This window comes from Anaerolinea thermophila (assembly GCF_020723905.1).
In the GTDB taxonomy this organism is placed as follows: domain Bacteria; phylum Chloroflexota; class Anaerolineae; order Anaerolineales; family Anaerolineaceae; genus Anaerolinea; species Anaerolinea thermophila_A.
Genome location: NZ_DYHZ01000001.1, coordinates 508,479 through 533,498 on the forward strand (window position 1 = coordinate 508,479; position 25,020 = coordinate 533,498).

Sequence of the window (25,020 nt, forward strand, 5' to 3'; positions counted from 1 at the left end):
ATGGAACTGCCCATTTCCCGGGATTTTGTTGCGCTTTCCTGCGACCTGCCAATTTCGCTGGGGCTGGAAATCCTGCGTTCTTCCGGAGCACATTTTCTGGTGCTGTTTCGTCAAAAGGACAGTCAGGAGTACTACTATCTTTTCTACCGCGAAGAAGTAGAGTTTCAGGCACAGCGTTATCCGCCCGATGCCCCGCTGGAGCGCGTCCTCGACCTGCACGAATGGCGTGCCGACACCGTCACCGAGGTTGCCGGGTTTCCCCGTGAACTCCCCGAGCGGTTGATTGTGCTGGATCACGGCACAGTGGCAGGGGTGTTTGCTCCCCCTCTTGCCCGGGCTGGTAGAGACGATTTGGAAACCGGCGCAGAAGCCTCTACATCAGCAGGCGGGGAGATGGAAGCCCTGCCGGTGCTGATTCCCCTGCAAGCCCGCGCCGACCTTCCCGGCAGCGCCCGAGTCGGAGAAACCATTTCTCTGGAAGTGATCATTTCGTCCCTCGAACAGGAAGCATCTGCCGGGGCGTTAACCTTTTCCGCAGCGCAGGGTGCAACGCTTCAGATCACGGTGCAGGCGCGCCGCGGACTGGAGGTGACAGGGGATGCCTCTCAATCCTTTGTTCTTTCCGCGCCGCCGGTGCACTGGGAACATACGTTTACCCTGCGCGCCACCCGGGAAGGCACAGCCGAGGCACGGGTGCTGATCTTTGGCGCCGGTGTGCTGATGGGGTATCTCAGTCTGCGCACCGAGGTGCAGGCGGTATCGGAAAGTCCTGAAACCGCCTCACTCTCATCTACACGCACCAGTCTGCCCACCGTTCAGGTGAGCGCACCGGATTTGCAAATCGTCATCCTTGAGGAAAATGACGGCAATCAACGGGGCTTTACCCTGCTGGTCAACGCCGCCGACCCGACGCTGGGCATCAATTTTGCCACCTTCGGTCCAATTTATTTTCAGAGCGATCCGGGGCGGTATTTTGAGACCTTCTACCGCGAGATCGATTCGCTGTATCGCCTGCCCGACCGGCAAACCGCTCAAACCCTGTTGAAAGCCTGCGGAACCACGCTTTTTACCAGCCTTTTCCCTGCCGATGTACAGCAACTGCTGTGGAGCATCCGCGAGCGCATCCAGAGCGTGCTGATTCAATCCACTGAGCCCTGGATTCCATGGGAATTATGCGCCCTGCGCGGGGTAGAACATGGGCAGGTACAGGAAGGTCCGTTCTTCAGTCAGGCGTACGCCGTGACCCGCTGGATCCCGGGGATTTCGCTCAAGAGCATGCTGAACCTGAGCCGGATCGGGGTGGTGATTCCGCTGAATTCCGGGCTACCTTTTGCAGAAGAAGAATGGCAGTTCCTGCAATTGCTGGCAGGGAACGGGCGCCGGGTAGAGCGCCTCCCGGCACGGTTTTTGCCCCTCGTTCAGGCGTTCACAGCCGGTGAATACACCGCCTGGCATTTCAGCGGTCACGGGGTGATGCGCGCTGGCGATCCTCTGCGCGCTGAGATGATCCTTGAAGAACCGCCTGCTTTCACCCCCATGTTGTTAAGCGGCGCGCTGGCAAACGTTGGAAAAACCAGCCCGCTGGTTTTCCTCAATGCCTGTCAGATTGGACAGAGCGGTATGGCACTGACCGAGACAGGAGGCTGGGCACAGCAGTTCATCCGCGCCGGGGCGGCGGCTTTCATCGGGGCGTACTGGTCGGTGCAGGATTCTGGTGCAAAAGCCTTTGCTCAGGCTCTGTACCGCCATCTGCTGAATGGTGAAACGCTGGGGCAGTCCGCGCTCGCCGCGCGGCAGGAAATTCTGCCCGGTCACCCCCTCACGGCACTGGCATACACGGTTTTTGGACATCCCAACGCTGTTTGCGCGGGTTAAAAATTTCCTTACAGGAGCAACGTACCTATGACCACCCAAATCTTTGCTGATCGTCTTCGTACGCTGGGGTCCATCGAACCCACACTGTTTGGCGGTTTCCTCGAACACATGGGGCGCGCCATTTATCAGGGCATTTACGAGCCCGGTTCTCCGCTTGCCGACGAACGCGGTTTCCGCCGCGATGTTCTGCAAGCCCTGCGCGAACTGGCGCCCACCATCATCCGCTATCCGGGTGGGAATTTCCTGAGCGGGTACCACTGGATGGATGGAATTGGTCCGAAAGAACAGCGTCCACGCCGCCGCGAACTGGCATGGAAATCCATCGAAACCAATCAGTTTGGCGTGGATGAATTCATCGAGTACTGCCGGGAACTGAATACCCAACCCATGCTGGGGGTGAATCTGGGCACCGGAACGCTGGATGAAGCCGGCGCGCTGGTGGAGTACTGCAACGCGCCCCGGGGAACGTATTACGCGGACCTGCGCGCCCGTTACGGTCATCCGGAACCGTACGGGGTCAGGGTATGGTGCCTTGGCAATGAGATGGACGGACCATGGCAAATCGGTCATCTGGAAGCGCATGAATACGCGCGTAAAGCCCTGGAAACCGCCAAGGTCATGAAATGGCAGGATGCCTCCATTCAACTGGTGCTGTGCGGCTCATCCGGCGCAACCATGCCCACCTTCCCGGAATGGGATCGCATTGCCCTGGAGGAATGCTGGGAACAGGTGGATTACCTCTCCCTGCACCAGTACGTGGGCAATCATCATCAGGACACGCAGAACTATCTGGGGTTGACCCGTTTCTTTGAGTACCACCTGCAAACTTTAGAGGGCACCCTGCGCTACGTCAAAGCCAGAAAACGCTCCAGACACGACGTTTATCTGTCCTGGGATGAGTGGAACGTGTGGTACAAGGCACAGGAAGTGGACGGTCAATGGACGGAAGCGCCCCACTTAATCGAGGAAGTCTATAACCTCGAAGATGCGCTGGTGGTGGCGTTATGGATGAACGTCTTCCTGCGCTTCAGCCATGTGCTGAAAATCGCCTGCATGGCGCAACTGGTCAACATCATCGCCCCCATCCTCACCCATCCGGATGGACTGGTGCGGCAGACCATTTACTACCCCTTCCAGTTATTCCGCCGGTACGCCAGCGGGAAATCTCTGGATTTGCTGGTACAGTCGCCGCAGGTGGAAACCCGCGAGTTTGGAGAGGTGCCGCTGATTGACGCCGCAGGAAGTTACGATGAGGAAAGCGGACGCACCACCCTGTTCCTTGTCAACCGCAGCCTGAGCGAAGCCGAAACGGTAGACCTGCACTTTGCGGGATGGACGCCGGGCGCGGCGGCGCGATTGATTTGCCTGACCGGCAAGGATCCAAAGGAAGCCAATACCTTCGAGAATCCCACAGCGATTGTTCCGCAGGATGCCGGCATGCTGCCCCTTCAGGACGGAAAAGCCACTCTCAAGGTGCCGCCGCTTTCCCTTACAGTGATTGCCTTCGGCGGCTAATCCCCCTGCAGAGACGCGGGAGCAGGCTCACGGGCTTGCTCCCGCCCTTTCCAGAAGAACGCCCAGTAAAGGTACGTGGACAGGGTGTAGAGGATGAGGGTGATCAGGAAGGGGGGATGAAACCCATAGTGTTTTTGCAGCCATCCGCTGATGATCGGTGAAAATGCCCAGCCAAAATTGTTTGCCATGCTTACCAGACTGGCAACGGTCGCGCGCGCCTGCGGCTCGCAGTGCTCCATGACGAAGGTTTGATACACCGGTCCGCTCATGTTCATCAGCGCCAGACGAATGAAATATGCCCCCGCGCTGACCACAAACCACGGCGCAAACCCCAGCACGGCAAGAAACGGAATGCTCAGCGCCTGGGTGATGACCACCAGTTCGATTTTTCCGTAACGTTCTGCCAGCGGTGGAGCGATCATTAAACCGGCTCCCATTGCCAGCGACCCCCATGCAAACAGGGTGCCGATAACCGGATCGGGCTGATGGTGGACCTGCCGGAAGAAGACGTTCATGAAGGGCATGAACATGCCCGCCCCGATGGACGTTGCCAGCATGGGCACAATCAGGCGGGAGAAAAGCCCGGCATTCTGGCGAATGTACGCCAGCGAAGCAAAACCCGAACGTGGGGTATTGGTGCGAATGGGCTTCAGGAATGTCAGCGGCAGGGTGGCTCCCAGCGAGGCAAAGGCAATCACCAGCAGAGAAGCGCCGTACGCCGCCGTGGAAGTGGCAGGCACCCCCTGCAACGCTCCCATCCAGGTGGGAAGATACCCGCCAATCCAGTTCCCCACGAAGGCAGATGCCATCATCAAGCCGGAACTGAAACTGAAGAGATAGGTGCGTTCTTCTTCCCCGCTGTTTTCCATCAGGAAAGGACCGGAGGTCACCCCGGATAAACTCTGTCCCAACCCCATGAGGATGTTGGCAAGAAGCAGTACAGAAACCGAAGGCACCAGGACCACCAGGGCAACCGTCGCGGCAGTGAGCAGATAGCCCAGAATCAGCGAGGGTTTGCGCCCCAGACGATCTGCCAGATATCCCATGGGGAGAGCGGCAAGCAGTGCGGTGAGGCTGGAAGCGGTGACCAGCATCCCCAGAATGGCTTGATCCAACCCCCGGCTGAGCACGTAGAAATTGAACAGCAGACGGTACACGCCCATCGCCGCACCGGAAAGCACCACCGAAGCCAGGTACAGGCGGGCATTGGGCTGGAAAGCGGCTAAGCGCTGAGCATACAGGCGTAACACTGCGCTGGTGCGGCGCAGAGTGAAGCGAGGTTGCATCTTGGGTCACTCCTCAGGGGAATTGAGAGAATGCAGATAATCTTCCAGCGCCTCCAGCGCCGTTTGAAGCGCCCCTTCGCGCAGGGCATAGCGGCGCTCGGCGCCGGGTAGAAGGGTGATCTCTACCAGACCGGCAAGGCGGAGGATGTTGAGGTGATGCACCACGGTAGGAGCGCGCAGACGCAGTAAACGCGCCAGTTCGCTGGGGGTACGCGGAGATTGTGCCATAAGCCGCAGAATGGCAAGGCGGGAAGGATCGGCAAGTGCTTTGAGGGCATCCACCAGTACCTCGGGGGCCATGTTCTGCGGAGAAAGACAGGCTTCGGTGGTGCGGGCGCCGAATAAAATCAGCAAACTGCCGGGACGCACCCGCCCGTAAAAGACCAGCGGGGTGGTCCAGAATGAGGGGATCAGGATGACCTCATCCAGAGAAGCGAATTCGGCAAAGTGCACCCCGCGGGAGAGTTCATCCACCAGCGCCTCGGGGGAAAGGCGGCCTGCCAGTTCCTGCGCCCGCTCCAGGGCGCGGCGCAAAGTGGGACGGATGCGCTCCTCTTCTTCGGCAAAGAAGACTTCGTAATAGGTTTGCAGGGCTTGCAGATAGGCTTCGCCAAATTCCGCCGGGCGCGCCCAGGCTTCAGCAAGGTGTTCAAGGGTCTGGGTGTTAAAAGAAATTCCCCTGCGCTGATAGTGACTGCGGATTACCTCCAGTTCGGCTGGAACCCACGACTGGCGCCGGGTGATCTTGCCCAGGGTTTCGATGATCTGCGGTGAGTGCTCCGGTGAGTACGTCAATGCGGGCAGGCGCTCGGCGGGGGGGAGAAGCGCCAGTGCGGAGAGAGCGTCTGCGGCGGTGCGGGCTCCAGCCGACTGAAGGTATAACCAGTGCAGGGGAACGGGTAGGAACGACTGGACTTTTTCAAGGAACTCACGCTGTGCCGCGGGGAGCCTGGAACGAACCCCCGCTGCCCGGGCAGGTCTGAGCCCGAACTGATTGGGACGGTGCAGCACATACAGGCTGACAAATAAATCGTATGCGGTGGACTCGTCCCATTGAAGTGCTGGCATTGCGGTCACAGGTTGTTAGATAATCGTCTAACGCATTAGATAATAATCTAATTCTCAACAAAAGTCAAGGGATTCGCAAAAAAATCCCCCCATTTTCTGGGGGGAAAAGGGGGAGATGGGGGAAAATCGGGAAATCAGGGCTTGCGCAGGCGTTCATCCACCCGCACCCGGATGCGCCGATAGGTTTCTGTCAAATCTTCAGGGATGACGCGGGTCTCGCCTATGGTGGACATAAAGTTGGTATCGCCCTGCCAGCGCGGAACGATGTGGAGATGAACATGTTCGGCGATGCCCGCGCCCGCCGCCGCGCCAATGTTCGCCCCTAAGTTGAAGGCTTCGGGGTGGTATTCATCGCGCAGGAGGATCATCATCTCGGTCATCAGTTCCATCATCTCACTGCGGGTGGCAGAGTCCAGTTTTTCCAGTGAATCCACGTGGGCAACGGGTACGACCATTACATGCCCGGTGGTATAGGGATAGCGGTTCAAAATCACAAACGATTTTTCGCCCCGCCAGACGATTAAATTCTCCACCCCGTCGGGCTGACGCAAGGCATCACAAAAAATACAGGTTTCAGTTTTGTTGTTATCCATCATGTACCTCATTCGCCACGGAGACCACAGCGTTTGCATCACACCTCCCCGTACCTGTAGAATTGCCAACCGTCTGCCCTCACCCACTTGACCCCGCCGCACCTTCAGAGCAGAACCAGGTTTGTACAATTTTAACACATTCCTCCGGAATGAAAAAAGACGGCTTGTTCAGCCGTCTTCTTTTTCAGGGCATTCCCTCTAACGCCGGCACCCGCCCTCGCCGATCTTTCCAGCGACGGGCAAAACGGATCAATCCAACCAGAAAGCCCAATCCATAACTGAGGTGCAGGATGGCAAAGACGAGAGGCAGGAGGGGAAAATACCGCCATCCCCGCCGCGATGCCGTGATGACAGATGCCAGCAGGTTGGCGAGAAGATACCCCCCCGGCACAATCAGCGCCATCCAGCGGACACCCGGAATGAACGCCATGACCCCCGACCCGGCAAGGGCAAGCACAAAAAGCGGCGGCACAAACTGACGCAGGCGCATCTGGCGGGGGTGTTTTTGCAACACCCGCACCTTCCAGTAGCCATATTGAAAATACTGGCGCCAAAGACCCCCTGGCGAACTACGCACAGTATATTCAGAACGGATTCTTGGGGAGAGTAATATTTTCCCCCCCATCGCTCTGGTTCGATAATTGAATTCATCATCCTGATCGCGAATTAATTCTTCATCAAATAATCCCGCCGCACGAAAATGATCTCGACGCCAACACCCCATATAGACGGTGTCAACCCATTCTTCCCGATTTGAATAATGAAAACGTGCCCCACCCACTCCAAACGGCGAACTGGTGACATGTGCAACCACTTCTCCAAAAAAAGTGGTTCCATGTCCATCCATTCTTCCGCCCACATTATCTGCTCCACTCTGCAAGATCGCTATCACACACTCACGAACATAATCGGGAGCGATTCGGGTATGCCCATCCACCCGCACAATGATTTCCCCTCTGGCTTCACGAATACCGATGTTCAACCCCGTCGGGACGATTCCACCCGGATTATCCAGAAGACGGATACTGGGAGGAGCAGGGTGCTCGTCTATGATTCGTTGAACTCGATCGCGCGTCCCATCGGTTGACCTTCCATCTATCACCAGAATTTCCAGGCGATCGGCGGGGTAATCCTGCGCCAGCACCGCCTGAAGACAACGCTCAATGTAGCGCGCCTCATTGCGGATGGGGATGAGAACAGAAACAAAGGGAAATTCGTTACAGGTCATTTTTTGACCAGCAATCCAATATTATGTGTGCGTAAAAAAGAAATCTTCCTTAACACCGGGTATAGAAAAGGCGTGGCTTTTCCAAACCGACGCGCCAGTGGGGGTAACAGGGTTACCGTTCGAAGTGTGAGAATAAACCCCGGGAACAATCCTTCAATGTCCTCTCGCTTCACCCCCCGTACGTGCGGATTGGTGGGATTGTTGTAGCGAAAGTCGTACCACAGGATAGCGCCACCCCTCTTGAGGACACGGATTGCTTCCCGGGCAACATTTTGACGCATTTGCGCATCCAGGATAGAACTGAATACGGTGAAGAACAATACCAGATCGAACATTTCATCCGGATATGGAAGGTTTTCCGCATTTACGCACTCAAAGTGCATTTGAGGATAACTCACACGTGCTTCCTCAATGCGGTCCACGAGCAGGTCCACTCCGTATAAATCAGACGGATTTGCCCCCCATTCCAGAAGATCAGCAAGTACTTTCCCGCTTCCACAGCCCACTTCCAGAATCTTCTTCCCCTGAAGAGGAAGAAAACCTGCCTGACCCAGCATTTCATAAGCGGCTTTTTGCCTCTCCCGGTAAATTGCCGCATTACCCGGGTTTTCCTGTCGCCACAAAACCTGACGCCGGGCTTCACGATACTCCTGATATACCTTACGAATACGTTCAACCTCAGGATTGTCCATCACTCACCCTGGAAATGACCATGCGAAATTTTCCTGCCCGGGTACGGGGAATTTCCTGTACCGGCTCAACCATCACTTTGACTTCTTTTCCCAGTCGCTGTTGCACCCGGCGAACAATATCCTCAACATCAGCGTTGCCAAACTCCTCAGTTGGCACCACTCATGCCTCTTCATTAATGTATTTTTGACACCACGGACTGAAACTTACCATTGGGACCGCGGGGAATGGTATCCACCCTTTCTAAGGTAATGTGCATCTCTTCACCTACCCGCTGACGTAAACGGTGAATAATTTCTTTTTCAGTTGCATCAGAAAACCCTTTATCAGCAACGTATCGAACATGTAAGGTATATAAATCCAATTGAATAACTTGCCCTTCCTGCACTGGGAGATTGTAAAAAACCGGATTGATCCAAAATATTTTTCTTCCGTCTGGCAGGGTAATCATATCATTTGCCCGACCATAAATTTCGCCCAAAAGAGGTAAATTTCTACCACATCTACATGCCTCTCCTGAACCTAAAGAACCGCGATCTCCAACCCGGTAGCGAATAAAAGGCATATGAGGATTGAGAAGTCCTGTAATAATGAATTCTCCTTCAGTATTATCATGACATATCTCTCCATTTTCTGAAAGAATCTCCAGAATCCCTGCTTCAGGCCAAATATGCATCTTTCCATACTCGCACTCACTTGCCCCAAAAATATATTCTCCCATACCATATGTATTTCTCACCGGGCAATGAAAAGCAAGACTCATTATTTGACGTGCCCTAGGCGTAAGCATCTCCGCATTTGAGATAATCACTTTAAGAGGGGGAGGATTTAAGCCCTGATCCAAAATAAATGAAGCAAGGAGCCCTGCTGAAGAAGGATAAACCACTAAATGAGAAATCCTATGCTTGATAAGCGCATCCACATAATCCTTTGCACGGTCAGAATGGAGATGAAATGTAGAGAGATATAACTGGTTTAAGGAAAAGTTATAAACCCAGTAAGGAGGAATGTATTGTTCAACTGGGGTAACCAGTTGTCCTCCCATAATTCCCCAAGGATCATGAATTGAGACCCCATTCCAGCGCCTGATTCGACACTCATAAAGAGCATACCATAAATGCAATGAATCCCTATCCATATAAACAGATAAAGGAGTTCCTGTCGTTCCACTTGTATGGTCTTCAAACAGGAATTGAGGATGCACCTCAGATACAAAAGCCTTCGGGTTCTTTTTTACCTCACTTTTCTCCAGGACCTGCCAGTTTTCCAACACCTCCCATGAAGCGCGATCGCCCTGGCGGCGGCGGTGTGACCATTGTTCACGGTAGTATGGCACCTGCGTGGCGGCATGGTGGAGCATCCATGCCAGGCGCTCCTCCTGCCACGCCTTCCAGCGTTCGGCGCTCCAGGTTTCGCGTTCCAGCGCCTCTTCAACCAGACGTTCGGTCTCGGGTCCATAGCGCCACCAGCGCAGGTAGGCTCCGCGAGCGCTGGCAGCCAGCACCCGCAGCGGATAGGGCAGGGAGTGGTAAAAGGAAAGAAGATTAGACATTAGAAATGACATCCGAAAACACTTTTTCCCACATGGGCAAAACCACGTCCCAGTCGAACTGTTCGGCTTTGCGGCGGGCATTGCGGGAGAGGTGTTCCGCCAGCCCGGGTTCGGTGAGAATGCGCTGCACAGCCCCTGCCATCGCCTGCGCATCCCCGGGGGGCACAAGCAGAGCGTCTTTTCCATCATCCAGCAGATACGGAATGCCTCCCACACTGGTGCTGACCACACACAGACCACAGGCAAGGGCTTCCAGTACGCTGACAGGGGTATTATCCACATCCGTTGTATTCAAAAAAATCTCCCCCTGAGAAAGCCATTCAGGCACTTCCCGTTTGGGTACACCCGGCACAATCCGAACAGCGTTCTGCAGTCCCATCTTTTCGATCTCCTGAAGCGTTTCCTGTAAAGCGCCATCCCCTTTATCCGGTCCAATCATGGTCAGATGAATCTCCGGAAAGGATTGCCGTAAAAGCGCAAGAACGCGGGGAGCCATCTGGGGACGATAGATGCGGTGAAACGCACGCAGCCAGATCAACCGTGGGGAAACCGATGAACGCAGCCGAAAAGGATATTTCCCCACCTCCAGTGGATTGGGAATAACCAGAATGTCTTCTCGATAGGGACGCAGGGCTTCCTGCAGGTAGCGGGAAGGGGCGACCACTACCTTTGCCCCGCTCAGGAGGCGCCGCATCCGCCCCGGATGGCGGCGGGCAAAACGGGGCAGATTTCCACCATGCAGAACCAGCACAAACGGCTTCTTCAGCATCCGCAGGAACAAAACGACCGCCTCCGCCCAGAGGAAAGCCGCCCCACTGTACACCTCTACCAGCGCCACCGCACAGGCATTGCGTTTCTGCCACACCGTGAACAGCATATCCAGCAGGCGCAGAAAGCGGTTGAAAACGTGGGAGGTTTCCTCCACCTGCCAGCCGCGGGCACGCAGGCGTTCGGCAAGGTCTTCGCCTACCGCCCGTGTTCCACCGCGGGCTGAGAGATAATTGCCGATGAATAAAAGGGCCGGGAAAGAGGCTTTTTCAGGAGTGAGAGGGGACATCGGGACGAGAAACCTCATGAGGAGTACGCCATCCAGTCTCGCAGCCTCAAGAAAATTACATTATCTGGCAAAAAGTCTGTAATCCAGAGAACAAAATGGAGCGGAAAATCGTATCGAAGATAAATTTTCAGTCGGTTCCAGGAAAAGCCCATCGTTTGATTTCCTCAACCATCAAAGGGATTTGCGACTCCAGCGTAACCTTTTCCGCCAGTTCCAACCCTTGTGAAATACATTTTTTCCTGAGCATGGGGTCATGAATCAACGAATAAACTGCATCCACCAGCATGTCAGGACGATTGGGTGGAATAAGAACCGCTGCACCCTCAATAAAGTGAGGGATAGATCCCACGCGCGTTGCCACCACCGGTAAACTGTGCGCCATGGCTTCCCAGATAGAACGGGGAAAACCTTCAAAATCAGATTTAGAAGCCAGCACAAATATATCAGCCCGACGATAATACGCAAACAGTTTCTCGCCCAGCGGAATATGCCCATGGAGAAACAGACGATCCGAAACACCGTGCCTTTGTGCCTGTTCCTTCATCTCTTCTACCACCGGGTCGCCCTTCACCTCTCCACCCACCACATCCAGAACCACATCTTCTCCCTGTTTCACCAGTTGTGCCAGAGCCTCAACCATTTCCAGCAGCCCCTTAGCACGATCCAGACGCCCCACATACAACAGTCGAACAGGACGAGAGGCACAGGTATCCTCCCTCCGGTAGAAATCCCCTTCGTGTAAGGTCGTTGTACGGATTTCCACCAGACGGGGCACCAGCGACCTGTATTCAAAATATAATTTCCGGCTATTGACAAAAGTCAGACTGCGGCGGGCAACCCGCAATTGCTGAGAAGAGTTCCAACGGGCAAACAGGCGGATGGCTTCTTTTCGCCAGCGCGGCTGGGGCAAATCATCCACGCCAGACAGGTAATCCCCAACCAGAAGAAGGGCTATGGGCACTTTTCCGGCAGCGCTTGCCATTGCCGGAAGCAGGGGGGAAGGTCCCCGCAGAAGGAGCGCATCCAGTTCATCGCGCCGCTCCCGCAGGGATGCAGCGTATTGCCTACCAAGCAAGACCCTCAGAGGTACCGGCAACCGCTTTCCAATATTCACCCACTCAACGTTAGGAGAAAGGATGGGGTAATCCATCAAAGTCACTTCTGAGGGAAGAGGTTCATGCAAAAAGCAAACAACCTTCTCAGAAAACGACGCCAGTGAATCCACAAAACGTCCCTGATAACCGGGCATGTACAGGATGCCATCTTGCTTCATTGCCGGCACGTGATAATAAAACCCAAGGCGCATCAGGTCCCCCTTTCCAGCCTCTGCGAAGTTTCAATGACCGCCGCAACCAGTCCGTACATCAGCCAGGTGCCCGTGTTGGTCAATCCAGAAAGCGCCCAGAGATGCAGACTCATCCCTATAAAACCGGCGTACATTCCCAATCCCCACAGCGCCCGGCGCCGCGCCAGCCGTACCACCGCCCGGGCACCGCGAATCACAAGAATGCCCAGCAAAAGGACAAACGGAACACTACCTGCCAGCCCGTTTTCTGCCAGAAAAGAAAGATACGAATTATGGGAAGATTTGACATCAAAATGCGATTGCGGTGCATATGAGAGTACACGGGGAATCTCCAGCGGCACCGATTCCTTGGTCCAGCGGTACACCCCTACCCCAATCAGTGGGGACCGGGCAAACAGGCGGATTCCCTTTTGATTCATCAACAATCGAATGGCATAAGATTTATCCTCATCCAGTTTCTGCAGGGTGGCAAAGCGCTGATTGACCGCCCCCACCACCTGCTCGGGAGCCGCCAGCAACAGAACCAGGAACACTCCCACCAGCATCAGGATACTGATCACTCTGCCCAGATAGCGCGGGTAGGCAATCACCAGCAGGATCAGAAAAACCAGCAACCCTACCAGCAACCCAAACCACGAACCACGCGAGCCGTTGATCGCCACCACACTCCACAACGCAAGCAAGGCTATCCCCCATCCCCAGCGTCGCAAGCCACGCGCTTGAAAAAAGCACGCCAGCAACAATGGAGAAAAGGTGGAAAACAGCCAGCCATAGGTATTCTGAGAGAAGAATTTCGTCCCCGTCCATGCGCCGATATTCCCCAGCGTGGCAATTTCATACCAGCGCAGGAGTGCCGTGCCGGTCAACCCCAGTGCCATTGCCACCATTAAACGTCCCCCCATTCCAGGACAGGAAGCCACATACCCGGTAATGACAAACACCACCAGCCAGTAGGCATAGCGGATGAGACCCACAACGCCGTCCCGGTCAAAATCAGTGCCGCCGCTGAGCAGACCGTTGAGGGTGGCGGCGAGAAAAATCCCCCCCCAGATGGCTGCTGCCAGCCCAATCCAGAGCCGATGACGATGGAACCAAGCCTCCTGCGGTCGCAGGAACACCTCCAGCGCCACCAGAAAGAACAGCGGCGCGGAGATGGACAATCCCAGCAGAGGCACATCCCACAGGGGAATGGCAACATAAGCGCAGATCAGGGTGAAGAGAGACAGTGAAAATTGCGATAAAGAACGTTTCACCAGATGCCGCTACCCCATTTTTTGAGCCTGAGCGAGAGCCTGTTCAGCTTCTGCCCACCAGTCTATGTGTGGGGTCAGCACCTGTGATGTTGGGTTCTGAAAAATTCCCCGCACTGCCCCAACTGTGTACCCCAGAGCATACTGAACGCGATACAACCTAAACCCTGTAATGGCTTTTGCCCATAACCATACTGCATTAAACAGGTAACTGCGTAAAAGATACAAGCGATCGGATATTTGAGGAGATGAATCTCCCCGATAAATATTATTCAACAAACGCCGGCTGTAGGCTACAGCCCGGGCTTTTTTATACGGATCTACAGGATATGCCTTTGGGGTATCTTCTCCAGGGTGCAGAAATACGGCACACGAAGCGTAAAGCAGTTTGCCATACCGAAGCACTCGCCTTGCAAGAAAGGTATCTTCTCCCATACCACAACCGATATGGGTCAGGGCAAATAAATCCTCCGAGAAACAATCCGGCAATAGAGCGTTCATGCGAAATGCCATGGCTCCTCCTCGCAACCATTCCACATTGTGGTAATCCTTCCCATCCTCTGGTGGCAACTTGCGATCCCCGGCGGGGGTGAGCGCACCGGTAAGGAATTTGCGAGACGGGTAAACCGGGTGAAAAAGGCTTCTGCCGCCTTTATTGGATTGCTCTGAATGACCTTTTCCCATAACAATTCTGGCTGTCACTGCCACCACGCCTGGGTCGCTGAATAAGGGGGCAAGCATCTTCTCAACCGCATCGGGCTGTTCAATTCTCAGGTCATCATCCAGATAAAGAAGAAACGGCACCCCCTGGTCTTTTGCTACCCGCCACCCTAGGTAGCGCTGGTAAGCAAGATTGGGATGATTGGAAGGAACATAATATACAGGGAAAGGTGCACTGGCTTTCCATTTAGAAAGCATATCAAAAACTTTTGTGGGGTTCGGGTCACCATCAACAATAATCAACACATCGGGCAAAATCTGCCGAAGCAAATCCTGTAAAAGTTGTTGAAGTAAGTGAACCCGTCGATATGTACAAATACAGAGAGCATAGTTTGAAAACATAGAATAACTGCTTCACCACAATTTCTGATAAAAAGCAATATTACGAGAGAGCCATTCATCTTTATCGAATCTTTCAATCACTCTTTTTCGCGCGTTTATTCCTAAATCTACCGCCCACCGAGGATTTTTCAATAACATTACAACTTTTTCAGCGATATCTAAAGGGTCATACGGGTTACACAGCAAACCACTAATACCATCTTCAATAACTTCCGGTCCAGAAGTCCGGTTGGTAAGCACGACGGCTTTTCCCACAGCCATCGCTTCCAGTGGAGCAATTGGAAATGCTTCTGCTTTAGAAGGAAATACCGCAATGAAAGTTTGTCTGAGTAAAGTAAGAAGTTCATTCCTGTTTACATGACCAGTAAAGACGAATTGATCCCGTATCCCTTCAGGTATCCTGTTCTTAAATTCTTCAATTCGGATAGGCGTAGACTTTCCTACAATATAAACCTTACAAGGCGAAAACTTTTGACAAACCAAAATCATGGCATTCAAAAATTCGTCAATTCCTTTCCGCCACACCAGAGAACCAATAAAGATAATCCCATCCGAAGAAATTGATTGTTGCAAATTGGGAGTAAAAAACTGCGAATCTACTGCGTTATGAATAACATCGAAGGAACGGTTTTTTAATCCAAACTGTTCGATAGTCTTTCGTCCCGTATAGTCCGAAACGGCCACAATGGATTGAGCGCGAGACAATTGCTGTTTTTCAAAAAAATAGGTAAGGCGCGACGCACGCTGTACACCCATTTCAAGGTCAAAGTGAAGTGCTGAACCATTTAAGCGACAAACCAGTGGAACCAGTCTTGGAGCGCCAAGTGCAAGGGGCCCCTGATAATCGGGAGTCTCAATAATCTGAAAGGGATGTCTGAGATGAATTTTCTTTACCCAAACATAAAGCCATAGCCTGTCAAAAAGCATACCCACGCGCCTACCTACCAGTGGAACCGTGGAAGAAAGACGCACAACATCAACCCCTTTCAAAACTTCTTTTCTGGCTGTAAACAGAGGTATTTTATCTTGAGGATGCACCCCTACAATAGTGACCTGATATCCCTTTTGTACCAGGTTTTCCGCAAGGTCACGGGTCATCGTCCCAATCCCACCATGAAGAGAAGGAGGGTACTCTTCACAAATATAACCAATGTGAGCCCCCATGCTTTCAATTTCCTTTACAGTTGATAAATATGAGAGTACATTTCTACAAATTGGGTAACCACTCTGTCAATCGAAAAATGCTGAACGACTCTTTGGCGAGCGTTTTTGCCCATCTGGATGAGCAAATCCGGGTTACTGAGTAAATACTCAATTTTATCTGCAAAATCCTTCGCGTCTCTTCTGCGAGCAATCATACCAGTTACTCCATCCTGGATATTTTCTGGAAGCCCCCCCGCATCGGAGCACACTACCGGCAAACCACACGCCTGTGCCTGAAGCACGCTATTATTAAACCCCTCATTTACACTACCCAATACGTAAAGATCTGCTTTTTGCATCCATTGTTTCTTGACCTCTGGTTTTGACCAGCCCAACAGATGAACATGTTCTTCCAGATGTAAATCTTTTATGGTGTATAGAACTGAATGCTCCTGATCACCTGTTCCTGAAATGTAGTAGTGAATTCTCCAACCCTTGTCCAACAAAATACGAATCGCCTCCAATAAGTATTCAAATCCCTTTATCCAATACAAACGGGCAGCGGTATAAAAAAGCCATTCATCATTTTTTCCCTTTGCCGGTTTGGGGTATTGGCTGGGATGGTAAAAATTAATATCAACCATGGGAGATATTATCGAATAATTTGGCTTAAGGAATCCTTGATGTTGTGCTTCTACATACAAATGGCGGGAAATAAAATGCAACCAATCGGCGTTTTCAAACAAAGGAGAAAACAACCCGGGGTAAAAGATTAAGTCCTGTCCCCGAAAACTTACCAGGGTTTTAGCATGAAATAATTCTCCCAATTCAAACCGTCTGAGCGCAATTCTCGGATAGTTAAAATGCACAATATCAAATTGCATGTTACCCCACGGGAAATATTCAGTAATTTTGCGGAAAGAACTTCTCCAAACTTTTTCGTATTTCTGGACAGTTCTCATTAAAAACATCACTCGGACAGGTTGAAATAAGAACCAAATGCTTTTTTGATAATTCTCCAAAGGAACTTTTGTTGGAGAGCGTAAGTTACCAAGCACATGCACCCGATTGGTAAAAAACGAGGCGGTAAGCCCTTCATCTACGCTTGTTTGCAAGTCTTTGCTTTCTGTGAAAATATGAATATCTATTCCAGAGTCAAGCAATCCTTTTACCCACCTTCCAATATGATCATGGGAAGGATCGAGAAAAGAAGTGGAAACAATGGCAACTTTCATAGTGTGAATAAATTATAAATAGAATAAAAATAGAGTCATTCCAACCTGTCCAAAATATCGAGAAACGACAAAACAAGACTGTGAAAACAGCACCTGTGCGCAATAGTCTCCCCATACATTATGGGTACAAATACACTGACGACACGAATTTTACCCACTTAGCGCCTCTTGATAAAATGAAGCAAACTCGGTGGCATGACGTTCCGCTGAAAATAGCAATTTAGCCCTTTCGTAAGCAGCGGTGCGCAGTCTCTCCATCAAATGGAAATCTTGAACAAGAATCAATTTTTCTGGCCATAAATGGGGAGAAAACGGAGGAAGAAGCACTCCTGTTACCCCATCATCAATAATTTCCCGGGTACCACCAACACTGGTTGCAAACACTGGCACGCCATTCACAACCGCCTCAATCAGAGAATTGCTTAACCCTTCAGCAATTGAAGATTGAATATATGCATGCGCTGCTCGCATGTGGATTTGAATGTCTCCATACCCCAGTTTGCCGGGGAAAACTATATCCGAATCAAGTCCCATCATTTTACGCAAATACAACAGATGATCCATCTCAGGGCCATCCCCTGCCAGGATTAGTTGAGCCATAAAACCTGTTTTTTGCAGTCTATTCAATGCAAAAATTAACTGGTCAAAACCTTTGTGCCATACCATTCTTCCAGTGGAAAGAAAATGGTACATACCTTTTGGTTGTGAAGAAGAGTACTCTGGCAAGTTTTCAGGAATGGGAAGGGTTGTATAAATGGTTTTAATCGTCTTGCAAACTCCGTACCATTCTTTGACCAGATTTCCCAGTGCATTGCACACACTGTGAATAGAGGTGGCATTTTCAAGGGTTTGAATAAAAATCTCTTTCTGCTTCACCGATTGAAGCGGAAAAACCTGGACATCACTTCCTCTCAGACTGATCGTATAAGGCACCCCCAGCATATCAGGAATCCATGCCATGGATGCTGCCAGACCGGCATTATGAAAATGGATCAGATCCGGACACAGCCGATCAAAAAAACCCAGTATTACCTTGTTGGATAATGCTTTCTCCGGGCTTGCAATACTTCGGAAGGTTAACCAGCGAGTACTGATAATTTTATCAGGAAGACTCAAGTGATTAAAGTTAGGCATGATTGAGGCGGGTAAGTTTAGAGAGGGCAATGCAAGGCTGGCAGAGCCAGAATAGTCATAACTGCGTGCCACCAGATGAACAAAGATACCATGTTCAACCAGTGACTGAATATGCCTTTGGATAAAGGTTTCTGGTGGGAAAGTATTAGATACTTCGATAATTTTCATGAGCCTTTTACCCCTTAAAAAACCCTTTCAAATCCCTTTCACCTGCTTGTTAAAAATCCTGTCTTGCTGGGTGTAAAACTGCGCCCGGTAACAAAATAAAAGTTGCACTAACTAAAATTCCCGCTTTGCCCCTCGAAGTTCCAATCAGAACTATCAGAAATGGCAATTTGAATGTTACCTAAACACCATTTGATTAAGGCATTCATATTTCACAAAGCGTAAAAAAAACAAGCACAATATCAGCAAAATAGTTGTCGGCTTGATCAATTCAGATATCCATGAAAATCCCCTAACCGCTTCTGTGATATTTTCTGCGGATTGATACAGATTCTGCCTTTTTCGACATGTCTTAAGTCAGCCGCAGAGAATTAATAAAATCAAGCAATTCATCTGCCACACGTTGATAGGAGAAAAATGAATGAGCGCGTTCTGCTGCTTTCTGCCCAAATTGTTCACGAATCGAGGAACTGGATAATACCTCAAGCGCGCGGGACAATTCCTGTTCTGCGTTTAACGGGTCAATCAAAATACCGGTATCCTCGATGACTTCTGGATTCCCCCCCACCCGGGTAGCAATACAGGGAATCCCAAATCCCATGGACTCCATCAGAAATAATGAATTGGCTTCTCCTTCTTCAGGCATTGAAAGCAATACAGAAATATCTGCCGCTGAATAAAGAAATTGGAGATTTTCCCGGTCCAGCCATCCTGGATATTGGACAACATAATCTGGAAGGTGAGAAGATAATTTTTTCAATTCATCAACAAGCTGGAAATTTCCGTAAGTTTCTCTCGCAGGATCCCCTGCAATAACCAGACGAAGTTTAGGATTCTTCTGATATGCATTTAAGAAGCCCTTTACCAATGGCATCAGTCCTTTAGTGGGTTGCAACCTGCCCGCATATATAATCAAAATTTCTTCCGGGCGAATTCTCCACTGGCGTCTTGCAACCTCTCTCAAAGCGTTTCTCTTTTCAGGGTGAGCCCACTCTAAATCTATGGCGTTCAATATTACTCTATATGGAATGTTACATTGCCCAAATTTTGCTTTCAAACCTTCAACCACGGATTTCGTGATAAACACAATTCCATCGAATCTGGTTTCCAATTCATTCCACTGTTGAAAATTAATATTATTGTGTAAAATGCTCCCGTGATAATAATAAACATGTTTCGAATGAGGGAGAAATTTCGCAGCCAGCAAAGCCAGTTTCAAATCCACATGAGTAATAATAAAAGTGGGGCGGATTTTTTTGGCTATTTGCAGCGCATGGAAATAACGAGAACAAATCTCAGGATTAGCCACTCTAAAAATTTTTTTACGAACACGGTACGGAATAAACGAAAACACATTTTTATAACGAGAATCGGCATGATAGTATATAGACGGATCGTAAATTAAATTTTTTAAACGATTATCCCAGAAGGATATCACTTTAATATTTTCCTGATCGAGTAATAGACGGATTGGATGGTCAATCAAATCTACTATCCCATGGTGATCACCCAGTGGAGGAAGGGTTTTTTTATTACTAACAAGGATAAGAATTGTCTCTTTAGAACTTTCCCGGGTGAAACTCTTGACCATTTTTCTGACTTCAGTCTTCAATCTCAATCTCCCATCGGGGATGAAAATACACGACTCCGATGCGAGGATCGGGGGGTCTACCTGACTCATACACATCCGCCTCTATAACCGAAAATCTCAGACACCCCATCAAAGCATCTACATCTTTGGGTTCATCCCCTAACCAGATATCTACGGTATATTGCCCCTGAAGAAGCGGAACATGCGGGACTACACAAGTAAGGGTAGCAGAATGGTACGGACGATCAATTCGGCGTAATTCAACCCTCCTTGTATTGAGTCCACCCACCGTTCCTCTTGAAGCATGATGGATAGTGATCCCCAAAAACGGTTTCGATAAATGTCTTCCCTGTGGACAGGAATATTTAACCTTAATAATCAAATCGGAACCCATTGGGACCGTATCAGTATTTTCTCCTCTAGCATTTACTAATTTTACAGAAGTAATGTAAGGTAACGCCCATTTTGGACGGTATTCATTCAGATCGATTTTCTCAACAGATGGGACCCTCAAGTATTCTTCAATTACCTTTGAAGATTGCTCTCTCAATTTTATGGTTCCATTTTCCAAAAAAATACTCGTCGGGCACAGATTTACCACCGCCGCCATATTGTGACTGACGAAGAGCACCGTCCTGCCCTCCTGAGAAGACACCTCGCCCATTTTCCCCAGGCACTTTTTCTGAAACTCAGCATCGCCCACCGCCAGCACCTCATCCACCAGGAGGATCTCCGCATCCAGATGGGCGGCGACTGCAAAGGCAAGGCGCACATACATTCCGCTGGAGTAGCGCTTCACCGGGGTATCAATGAAGGGCTCAATCTCTGCAAAGGCGACGATTTCATCGAACTTGCGGTCAATCTCACGGCGGGACATGCCGAGGATGGCGCCATTGAGGTAAATATTCTCCCGTCCGGTCAGTTCGGGATGGAAGCCGGTGCCCACCTCCAGCAAACTGGCAATGCGTCCTTTCACCTTCACCCTGCCCTCGGTGGGCGCGGTGATGCGCGAAAGAATCTTGAGCAGGGTGCTCTTCCCGGCTCCATTGCGCCCGATGATGCCCAACACTTCTCCCTGCTCCACGGTGAACGAAACATCCTTCAGCGCCCAGATGATCTCACCATCGCGGTTACCGTGGTCTTCCTGTCCAATCTTCAGCAGGGGGTTGGGCTTACCGCGCAATTTTGCCCACCACACTTCTAAATCGCGTGCAAAGGTGCCCGTGCCAATTTGACCGAGGCGATAGGCTTTGGAAAGGTGTTCAACAGAGATTACAGTACCCATTGTTATCCGAAGTAAACTCTAGCGATGTACCAGGCATAAACAAATTGACTGGCTATTAAACCAACCAATACCATAACCACTAACCAAGGTTTAGACAAAAGAGCATTACGCCATTCAGGAAACGAGGCAAAAATACCCACAAACGGGATTACTAATAGCCGACTGAACCGAACTGCCGCCCAAATTTCACTCTGGTTTAGAAAAACAAAAAGAAGAGCGACTCCCAGTATAAGTGCCACTCCATAAGGAGAGTAAACCGATTTCTTTTGAACCTGTATTACCAATAAGGAAAATGTAAACACAGCGAAAGCCCAGAGAAGAATACCTTTGATTAAAGACTTTTCCCCTCCCTGTAATAAGGTTCCAATCAAACCATCCAGAACAGGTAAATGACTTCTGGAAGATACCTCTACCTGTAAATTACTGGAAAATATCCATGTAAGAGAATGATGATATGTTGCCCCTAAAGCCCACAATAATCCTATAGGCAGTCCCAGCAACAGGAAAAACGGTAAAAATTCTTTTATTGCCAGTTTTTTTGAGGAAAGAAGATATGCAATAACTATTAATCCTACAAATAACCACATTGCTTTATGAGTAATCAGAGATATTCCAAAGAAAAGTCCGGCAAAAAACATGCGTTTTGAAATCAGGAAAAGAAACCCAGCGAGGAAGAAAAATATCGCAGGAATATCTGCTAATGGAACCACAGTGTAAGTTAAGCCAACAAAGGGCCATAAACCAAACAAAAGGACCCCTAAATTTGAAATTTGAGCGTCCAGACCCATTTTCTTGAAAATCTGGACTAACACCACAGCACTGCCCAGAAACGAAATCAAATTAATGCCTGTCATCAAGAATACTGGTTGAAGTAACCCAAAAGTAACCAGGCGGAAAAGAGCAATGAGAAGAGGATACCCAGGAACATGAAATGAGTGATAAGGCGTTTTCCAAGATAAACTATTGTTCCAGTAATCTAAAACATCCGACTGCATAAAGTTATGGTGCAGTACTGAACTCATAAAAATAGATAAAAACAGAAAAAGAAAAAGGAGAAAAATCAAAACTGAACGGGAGTTTTTAAGCATGGGCTTTCCTTATCGATATAGACTATACCAATTCTGGTGATGTAACCATTCATCTCCTCCTGCTTACACCGTATCCATGAACGTCTGCTCGACACGGTTAAAGATCACCGCACCGATGAACACCAGCACCACCATGAAGAGAAAACTGTACAGCAACTGCCCCGGGCTTACCGTACCGGCGCCCAGGAAAGCAAAACGGAAGGCTTCAACAATGGGCGTCATGGGGTTTGCCTGCAGAAGCGGCTGAAAACGCGCCGGGATGGACGAAACCGGATAAATCACCGGCGTGGCGTACATGAGCAACTGCACGCCAAACTGCACCAGAAAGCGCAGGTCACGGTATTTGGTGGTCAGCGAAGAAATGATGATGCCAAACCCCAGTCCCAGCCCAGCCATCATCAGCACCAGGATGGGCGAAAGCGCCACCCATGCCCAGTTCATGTGGATGGGCGTACCCCGCAGGATAAAGAAAACCACAAACCCCAGGAAAAGCACAAACTGCATCAGAAAAGTGATCAGATTGGAAATGAGGATGGATACCGGAACCGCCATGCGGGGGAAATACACCTTGCCGAACAGGCTGGCATTCTGCACGAAGGTATTGGATGTCTTGTTCAAACACTCGGCAAAGTAAGACCAGATCACCGTTCCAGACATGTAAAAAAGGAACTGCGGCAACCCATCCGTGGGCAGACTGGCAATCCTGCCAAAAATGACCGTGAAGGTAATGGTGGTCAACAGCGGCTGAATCAGGTACCACAGCGGACCCAGAATAGTTTGCTTATACGCCGCCACAAAATCCCGGCGCACAAAGAGCAGAACCAGGTCGCGGTAACGCCACAGTTCACCCAGACGTAAATCCAGCAGGTTGCGCTGGGGCTGAATAATCAGGTCCCAGTTCTCGCTGGTTTGGGGAGTTATAGAAGAAGGTTTAATGGTCATATCCGTTGATATCTATCGGTTGGCGGGCGCGCTCCGCCCTTTCGACAGGAGACGCGCTCCAGCCGGGAGTCATCCTTTCTGTGAGGCGCCGGCTCGCTTTCGTCTTCCCGGACAAAAGACCAGCGGCGCGTTATATCTCAGAAAAAACTTACCTTTAAAACCAGAACCCTGCCGATACCCCTATCCATCCCCCGCTTTCTGCCAGCAGGGGAGGCATCAAGAAAAAGCCTCTCCCCTCAGAGGCTTCATCTGCCTGCTACAGAATGGAAAAGCCCAATGGAAATCCCATATCCCAAGCCCTGAACCCGGAAGATGTGCAATGTGAAATGGTAAACTTCTGTGAGACCTGCCCCAATGATACCCCCATAGATATTGTGGGCTTCTGAAAACGCTTTAAGGAAATTCTAATGCAACCCGACGAATATGGCAAGTTACAAAAGCGTTAAATTCTTAATACCCAAAGACCAGCGGGCAGGGTACAATTAAGCCCACATGGAAATGCCTTCTCTATTTCCCAGCCCCACCCTGAGCGTCAGCGAACTGACCCGCCTCATCCGCACCCTGCTGGAAAGCGAACCTGCCCTGAGCGAAATCTGGGTGGCGGGAGAAATTTCCAACTTCACCCGCGCTGCCTCGGGGCACATGTACTTCACCCTCAAAGACAGCGGCGCGGCTCTGAAATGTGTCATCTGGCGGAATGCCGCACGCACCCTGCGGGTGGCTTTGCAGGATGGAATGGCAATCGAAGCCTTTGGTTCGATCGGGGTGTACGAACAGGGCGGGAACTATCAGTTCTACATCACCGCAGTGCGACCGGCAGGGGAAGGCTGGCTGTACCAGCAGTTCCTGCGCCTGAAAGCCCGACTGGAAGCCGAAGGATTGTTTGCCGAAGAGCGCAAACGTCCCATTCCGCCCTTTCCCAGACGCATTGGCGTGGTCACCTCGCCCACCGGCGCCGCCCTGCAGGACATCCTCAACACCCTGCAGAGGCGCTACCCGCTGGTGGAAGTCGTTCTGGCTCCCTCAGCCGTGCAGGGGGAGGAAGCCCCACTGGAACTGGTGCGCGCGCTCGAAGCGCTCAACCGCATTCCCGACCTGGATGTGATTCTGCTGGCGCGGGGCGGAGGCTCCATAGAAGATCTGTGGGCGTTCAACGATGAAAGCGTGGTGCGCGCCGTTGCCGCCTCGCGCGTACCGGTCATCACCGGCGTGGGACACGAAACCGACTTCACTCTGGTGGATTTTGCCGCCGATCTGCGCGCGCCCACCCCGACCGGCGCCGCCACCCTTGCCACCCCCGACCGCACCGATTTGCTCATCCAGATGGAACGCATGCTTCAGCGGCTGAACCGCCTGGCAGTTCAACGGCTGAAACAGGAAAGCGACCGTCTGCGTCAAATAGACCTGCGCCTGCGGCGCGTCTCACCGGTGCGGCGCGTGGAAGACAACCGTCAGCGGCTGGATACCGCCCTCCTGCGTCTGCAAAATGCCGCCTCACGCCAGATTGCCCTGCGGCAGGCGCACCTGCAAGCCCTGACCGCACATCTGAGCGCGCTCAATCCGCTGGCAGTGCTGGATCGCGGTTACGCCCTGATTGAAAGCCCGCAGGGCAACATCCTCACCCGCGCCCGGCAAGCGCACCCCGGAGATGCCATCCACATCCATCTGGCAGATGGCAAACTGGCGGCAACGGTGGAAAAAGTCCTGCTTCATCCTGCCGAGGGAGAGAAATAATGGAACCGTCTCATGATTTTGAAACGCTCTCGTTTGAAGACGCCATGCGCGAACTGGAAGCCATTCTCGAAAAACTGGAAACCGCCCAACCCTCTCTGGAAGAGACTCTGAGCCTGTATGAACGCGGGCAGGCGCTGGCAAAACACTGCGCCACGTTGCTGGAACAGGCGGAAGTGCGCATTCAAATGCTCAACGGGAGCAACGGAACTGAATTGGGATAG

22 protein-coding genes are annotated in these 25,020 nt (G+C 51.2%); 4 read left to right on the forward strand and 18 right to left on the reverse strand.

Features of this window, described 5'->3' with window-relative positions:
• Both LHF31_RS02080 and LHF31_RS02085 read left to right on the forward strand, forming a co-directional pair.
• Window positions 1-1,875, forward strand: coding sequence for a CHAT domain-containing protein (locus LHF31_RS02080; RefSeq protein ID WP_298002620.1), 1,875 nt, complete (start codon window positions 1-3; stop codon window positions 1,873-1,875).
• A 27-nt stretch (window positions 1,876-1,902) separates the two neighbouring features.
• Window positions 1,903-3,390: an alpha-N-arabinofuranosidase gene (locus tag LHF31_RS02085; RefSeq protein ID WP_298002623.1), complete on the forward strand. Its 1,488-nt coding sequence runs from the start codon at window positions 1,903-1,905 to the stop codon at window positions 3,388-3,390.
• On the opposite strand, the gene LHF31_RS02090 is transcribed toward LHF31_RS02085, so the two are convergent.
• From LHF31_RS02090 to LHF31_RS02175, 18 genes are all read right to left on the reverse strand, one after another.
• Entirely contained in the window at window positions 3,387-4,676 is a 1,290-nt protein-coding gene (locus LHF31_RS02090; RefSeq protein ID WP_298002626.1) for an MFS transporter, read from the reverse strand. The genes LHF31_RS02085 and LHF31_RS02090 overlap by 4 nt on opposite strands.
• 6 nt (window positions 4,677-4,682) lie before the next feature.
• Window positions 4,683-5,744 (reverse strand): helix-turn-helix transcriptional regulator, encoded by a 1,062-nt coding sequence (locus LHF31_RS02095; RefSeq protein WP_298002630.1) that lies wholly within the window; start codon window positions 5,742-5,744, stop codon window positions 4,683-4,685.
• Between the two features lie 134 nt (window positions 5,745-5,878).
• Window positions 5,879-6,376 (reverse strand): HIT domain-containing protein, encoded by a 498-nt coding sequence (locus tag LHF31_RS02100; RefSeq protein ID WP_298002633.1) that lies wholly within the window; start codon window positions 6,374-6,376, stop codon window positions 5,879-5,881.
• A gap of 145 nt (window positions 6,377-6,521) precedes the next feature.
• On the reverse strand, window positions 6,522-7,565 hold the full coding sequence (locus LHF31_RS02105; RefSeq protein ID WP_298002636.1) for a glycosyltransferase family 2 protein: 1,044 nt from the start codon (window positions 7,563-7,565) through the stop codon (window positions 6,522-6,524).
• The gene (locus LHF31_RS02110) at window positions 7,562-8,257 is read right to left on the reverse strand and encodes a class I SAM-dependent methyltransferase (protein WP_298002639.1); all 696 of its coding nucleotides are present in this window, start codon (window positions 8,255-8,257) and stop codon (window positions 7,562-7,564) included. Before LHF31_RS02110 ends, LHF31_RS02105 begins: the two co-directional genes overlap by 4 nt.
• Window positions 8,244-8,414: a hypothetical protein gene (locus LHF31_RS02115; RefSeq protein ID WP_298002642.1), complete on the reverse strand. Its 171-nt coding sequence runs from the start codon at window positions 8,412-8,414 to the stop codon at window positions 8,244-8,246. Before LHF31_RS02115 ends, LHF31_RS02110 begins: the two co-directional genes overlap by 14 nt.
• A 16-nt stretch (window positions 8,415-8,430) precedes the next feature.
• Window positions 8,431-9,807, reverse strand: a complete 1,377-nt coding sequence (locus LHF31_RS02120; RefSeq protein WP_298002645.1) for a phenylacetate--CoA ligase family protein — start codon at window positions 9,805-9,807, stop codon at window positions 8,431-8,433.
• Window positions 9,800-10,864, reverse strand: coding sequence for a glycosyltransferase family 4 protein (locus tag LHF31_RS02125; protein ID WP_298002648.1), 1,065 nt, complete (start codon window positions 10,862-10,864; stop codon window positions 9,800-9,802). The genes LHF31_RS02120 and LHF31_RS02125 overlap by 8 nt, the downstream gene beginning before the upstream one ends.
• Window positions 10,865-10,991: 127 nt before the next feature.
• Complete coding sequence (locus LHF31_RS02130) at window positions 10,992-12,170, reverse strand: glycosyltransferase (RefSeq protein WP_298002651.1); 1,179 nt, start codon at window positions 12,168-12,170, stop codon at window positions 10,992-10,994.
• Entirely contained in the window at window positions 12,170-13,423 is a 1,254-nt protein-coding gene (locus LHF31_RS02135; RefSeq protein ID WP_298002654.1) for an O-antigen ligase, read from the reverse strand. The genes LHF31_RS02130 and LHF31_RS02135 overlap by 1 nt, the downstream gene beginning before the upstream one ends.
• 9 nt (window positions 13,424-13,432) lie before the next feature.
• Window positions 13,433-14,482 (reverse strand): glycosyltransferase, encoded by a 1,050-nt coding sequence (locus LHF31_RS02140; RefSeq protein WP_298002657.1) that lies wholly within the window; start codon window positions 14,480-14,482, stop codon window positions 13,433-13,435.
• A 12-nt stretch (window positions 14,483-14,494) separates the two neighbouring features.
• Window positions 14,495-15,646 carry a glycosyltransferase family 4 protein gene (locus LHF31_RS02145; protein ID WP_298002660.1) on the reverse strand — a complete coding sequence of 384 codons (1,152 nt, stop codon included), beginning with the start codon at window positions 15,644-15,646 and terminating at the stop codon, window positions 14,495-14,497.
• A gap of 14 nt (window positions 15,647-15,660) precedes the next feature.
• Complete coding sequence (locus tag LHF31_RS02150; RefSeq protein WP_298002663.1) at window positions 15,661-16,860, reverse strand: glycosyltransferase family 4 protein; 1,200 nt, start codon at window positions 16,858-16,860, stop codon at window positions 15,661-15,663.
• A gap of 150 nt (window positions 16,861-17,010) precedes the next feature.
• Entirely contained in the window at window positions 17,011-18,162 is a 1,152-nt protein-coding gene (locus LHF31_RS02155; protein ID WP_298002666.1) for a glycosyltransferase family 4 protein, read from the reverse strand.
• Window positions 18,163-18,511: 349 nt separating this feature from the next.
• Window positions 18,512-19,771 (reverse strand): glycosyltransferase family 4 protein, encoded by a 1,260-nt coding sequence (locus LHF31_RS02160; RefSeq protein WP_298002669.1) that lies wholly within the window; start codon window positions 19,769-19,771, stop codon window positions 18,512-18,514.
• A complete protein-coding gene (locus LHF31_RS02165) occupies window positions 19,761-21,035 on the reverse strand; it encodes an ABC transporter ATP-binding protein (RefSeq protein WP_303773340.1) in 1,275 nt (424 codons plus the stop codon). The genes LHF31_RS02160 and LHF31_RS02165 overlap by 11 nt, the downstream gene beginning before the upstream one ends.
• A gap of 2 nt (window positions 21,036-21,037) precedes the next feature.
• Window positions 21,038-22,123 carry a hypothetical protein gene (locus LHF31_RS02170; RefSeq protein WP_298002675.1) on the reverse strand — a complete coding sequence of 362 codons (1,086 nt, stop codon included), beginning with the start codon at window positions 22,121-22,123 and terminating at the stop codon, window positions 21,038-21,040.
• Between the two features lie 63 nt (window positions 22,124-22,186).
• On the reverse strand, window positions 22,187-23,065 hold the full coding sequence (locus tag LHF31_RS02175) for an ABC transporter permease (protein WP_298002678.1): 879 nt from the start codon (window positions 23,063-23,065) through the stop codon (window positions 22,187-22,189).
• A gap of 492 nt (window positions 23,066-23,557) precedes the next feature.
• Here LHF31_RS02175 and xseA point away from each other — a divergent pair, with 492 nt between their 5' ends.
• Together xseA and xseB are read left to right on the forward strand one after the other, a co-directional pair.
• Complete coding sequence (gene xseA, locus LHF31_RS02180; protein WP_298002681.1) at window positions 23,558-24,799, forward strand: exodeoxyribonuclease VII large subunit; 1,242 nt, start codon at window positions 23,558-23,560, stop codon at window positions 24,797-24,799.
• Complete coding sequence (gene xseB, locus LHF31_RS02185) at window positions 24,799-25,020, forward strand: exodeoxyribonuclease VII small subunit (protein ID WP_298002683.1); 222 nt, start codon at window positions 24,799-24,801, stop codon at window positions 25,018-25,020. The genes xseA and xseB overlap by 1 nt, the downstream gene beginning before the upstream one ends.

Bases quoted from the DNA above. Each gene is read 5' to 3' on its own strand.
- LHF31_RS02095 (WP_298002630.1), bottom strand. From the start codon at position 5,744: ATGCCAGCACTTCAATGGGACGAGTCCACCGCATACGATTTATTTGTC.
- LHF31_RS02080 (WP_298002620.1), top strand. From the start codon at position 1: ATGGAACTGCCCATTTCCCGGGATTTTGTTGCGCTTTCCTGCGACCTG.
- LHF31_RS02155 (WP_298002666.1), bottom strand. From the start codon at position 18,162: ATGAAAATTATCGAAGTATCTAATACTTTCCCACCAGAAACCTTTATC.
- LHF31_RS02165 (WP_303773340.1), bottom strand. From the start codon at position 21,035: ATGGGTACTGTAATCTCTGTTGAACACCTTTCCAAAGCCTATCGCCTC.
- LHF31_RS02170 (WP_298002675.1), bottom strand. From the start codon at position 22,123: ATGCTTAAAAACTCCCGTTCAGTTTTGATTTTTCTCCTTTTTCTTTTT.
- LHF31_RS02175 (WP_298002678.1), bottom strand. From the start codon at position 23,065: ATGACCATTAAACCTTCTTCTATAACTCCCCAAACCAGCGAGAACTGG.
- LHF31_RS02085 (WP_298002623.1), top strand. From the start codon at position 1,903: ATGACCACCCAAATCTTTGCTGATCGTCTTCGTACGCTGGGGTCCATC.
- xseB (WP_298002683.1), top strand. From the start codon at position 24,799: ATGGAACCGTCTCATGATTTTGAAACGCTCTCGTTTGAAGACGCCATG.
- LHF31_RS02110 (WP_298002639.1), bottom strand. From the start codon at position 8,257: ATGGACAATCCTGAGGTTGAACGTATTCGTAAGGTATATCAGGAGTAT.
- LHF31_RS02100 (WP_298002633.1), bottom strand. From the start codon at position 6,376: ATGCAAACGCTGTGGTCTCCGTGGCGAATGAGGTACATGATGGATAAC.
- LHF31_RS02145 (WP_298002660.1), bottom strand. From the start codon at position 15,646: ATGGGGGCTCACATTGGTTATATTTGTGAAGAGTACCCTCCTTCTCTT.
- LHF31_RS02130 (WP_298002651.1), bottom strand. From the start codon at position 12,170: ATGCGCCTTGGGTTTTATTATCACGTGCCGGCAATGAAGCAAGATGGC.
- LHF31_RS02150 (WP_298002663.1), bottom strand. From the start codon at position 16,860: ATGAAAGTTGCCATTGTTTCCACTTCTTTTCTCGATCCTTCCCATGAT.
- LHF31_RS02120 (WP_298002645.1), bottom strand. From the start codon at position 9,807: ATGTCTAATCTTCTTTCCTTTTACCACTCCCTGCCCTATCCGCTGCGG.
- LHF31_RS02125 (WP_298002648.1), bottom strand. From the start codon at position 10,864: ATGTCCCCTCTCACTCCTGAAAAAGCCTCTTTCCCGGCCCTTTTATTC.
- LHF31_RS02105 (WP_298002636.1), bottom strand. From the start codon at position 7,565: ATGACCTGTAACGAATTTCCCTTTGTTTCTGTTCTCATCCCCATCCGC.
- LHF31_RS02090 (WP_298002626.1), bottom strand. From the start codon at position 4,676: ATGCAACCTCGCTTCACTCTGCGCCGCACCAGCGCAGTGTTACGCCTG.
- LHF31_RS02140 (WP_298002657.1), bottom strand. From the start codon at position 14,482: ATGTTTTCAAACTATGCTCTCTGTATTTGTACATATCGACGGGTTCAC.
- xseA (WP_298002681.1), top strand. From the start codon at position 23,558: ATGGAAATGCCTTCTCTATTTCCCAGCCCCACCCTGAGCGTCAGCGAA.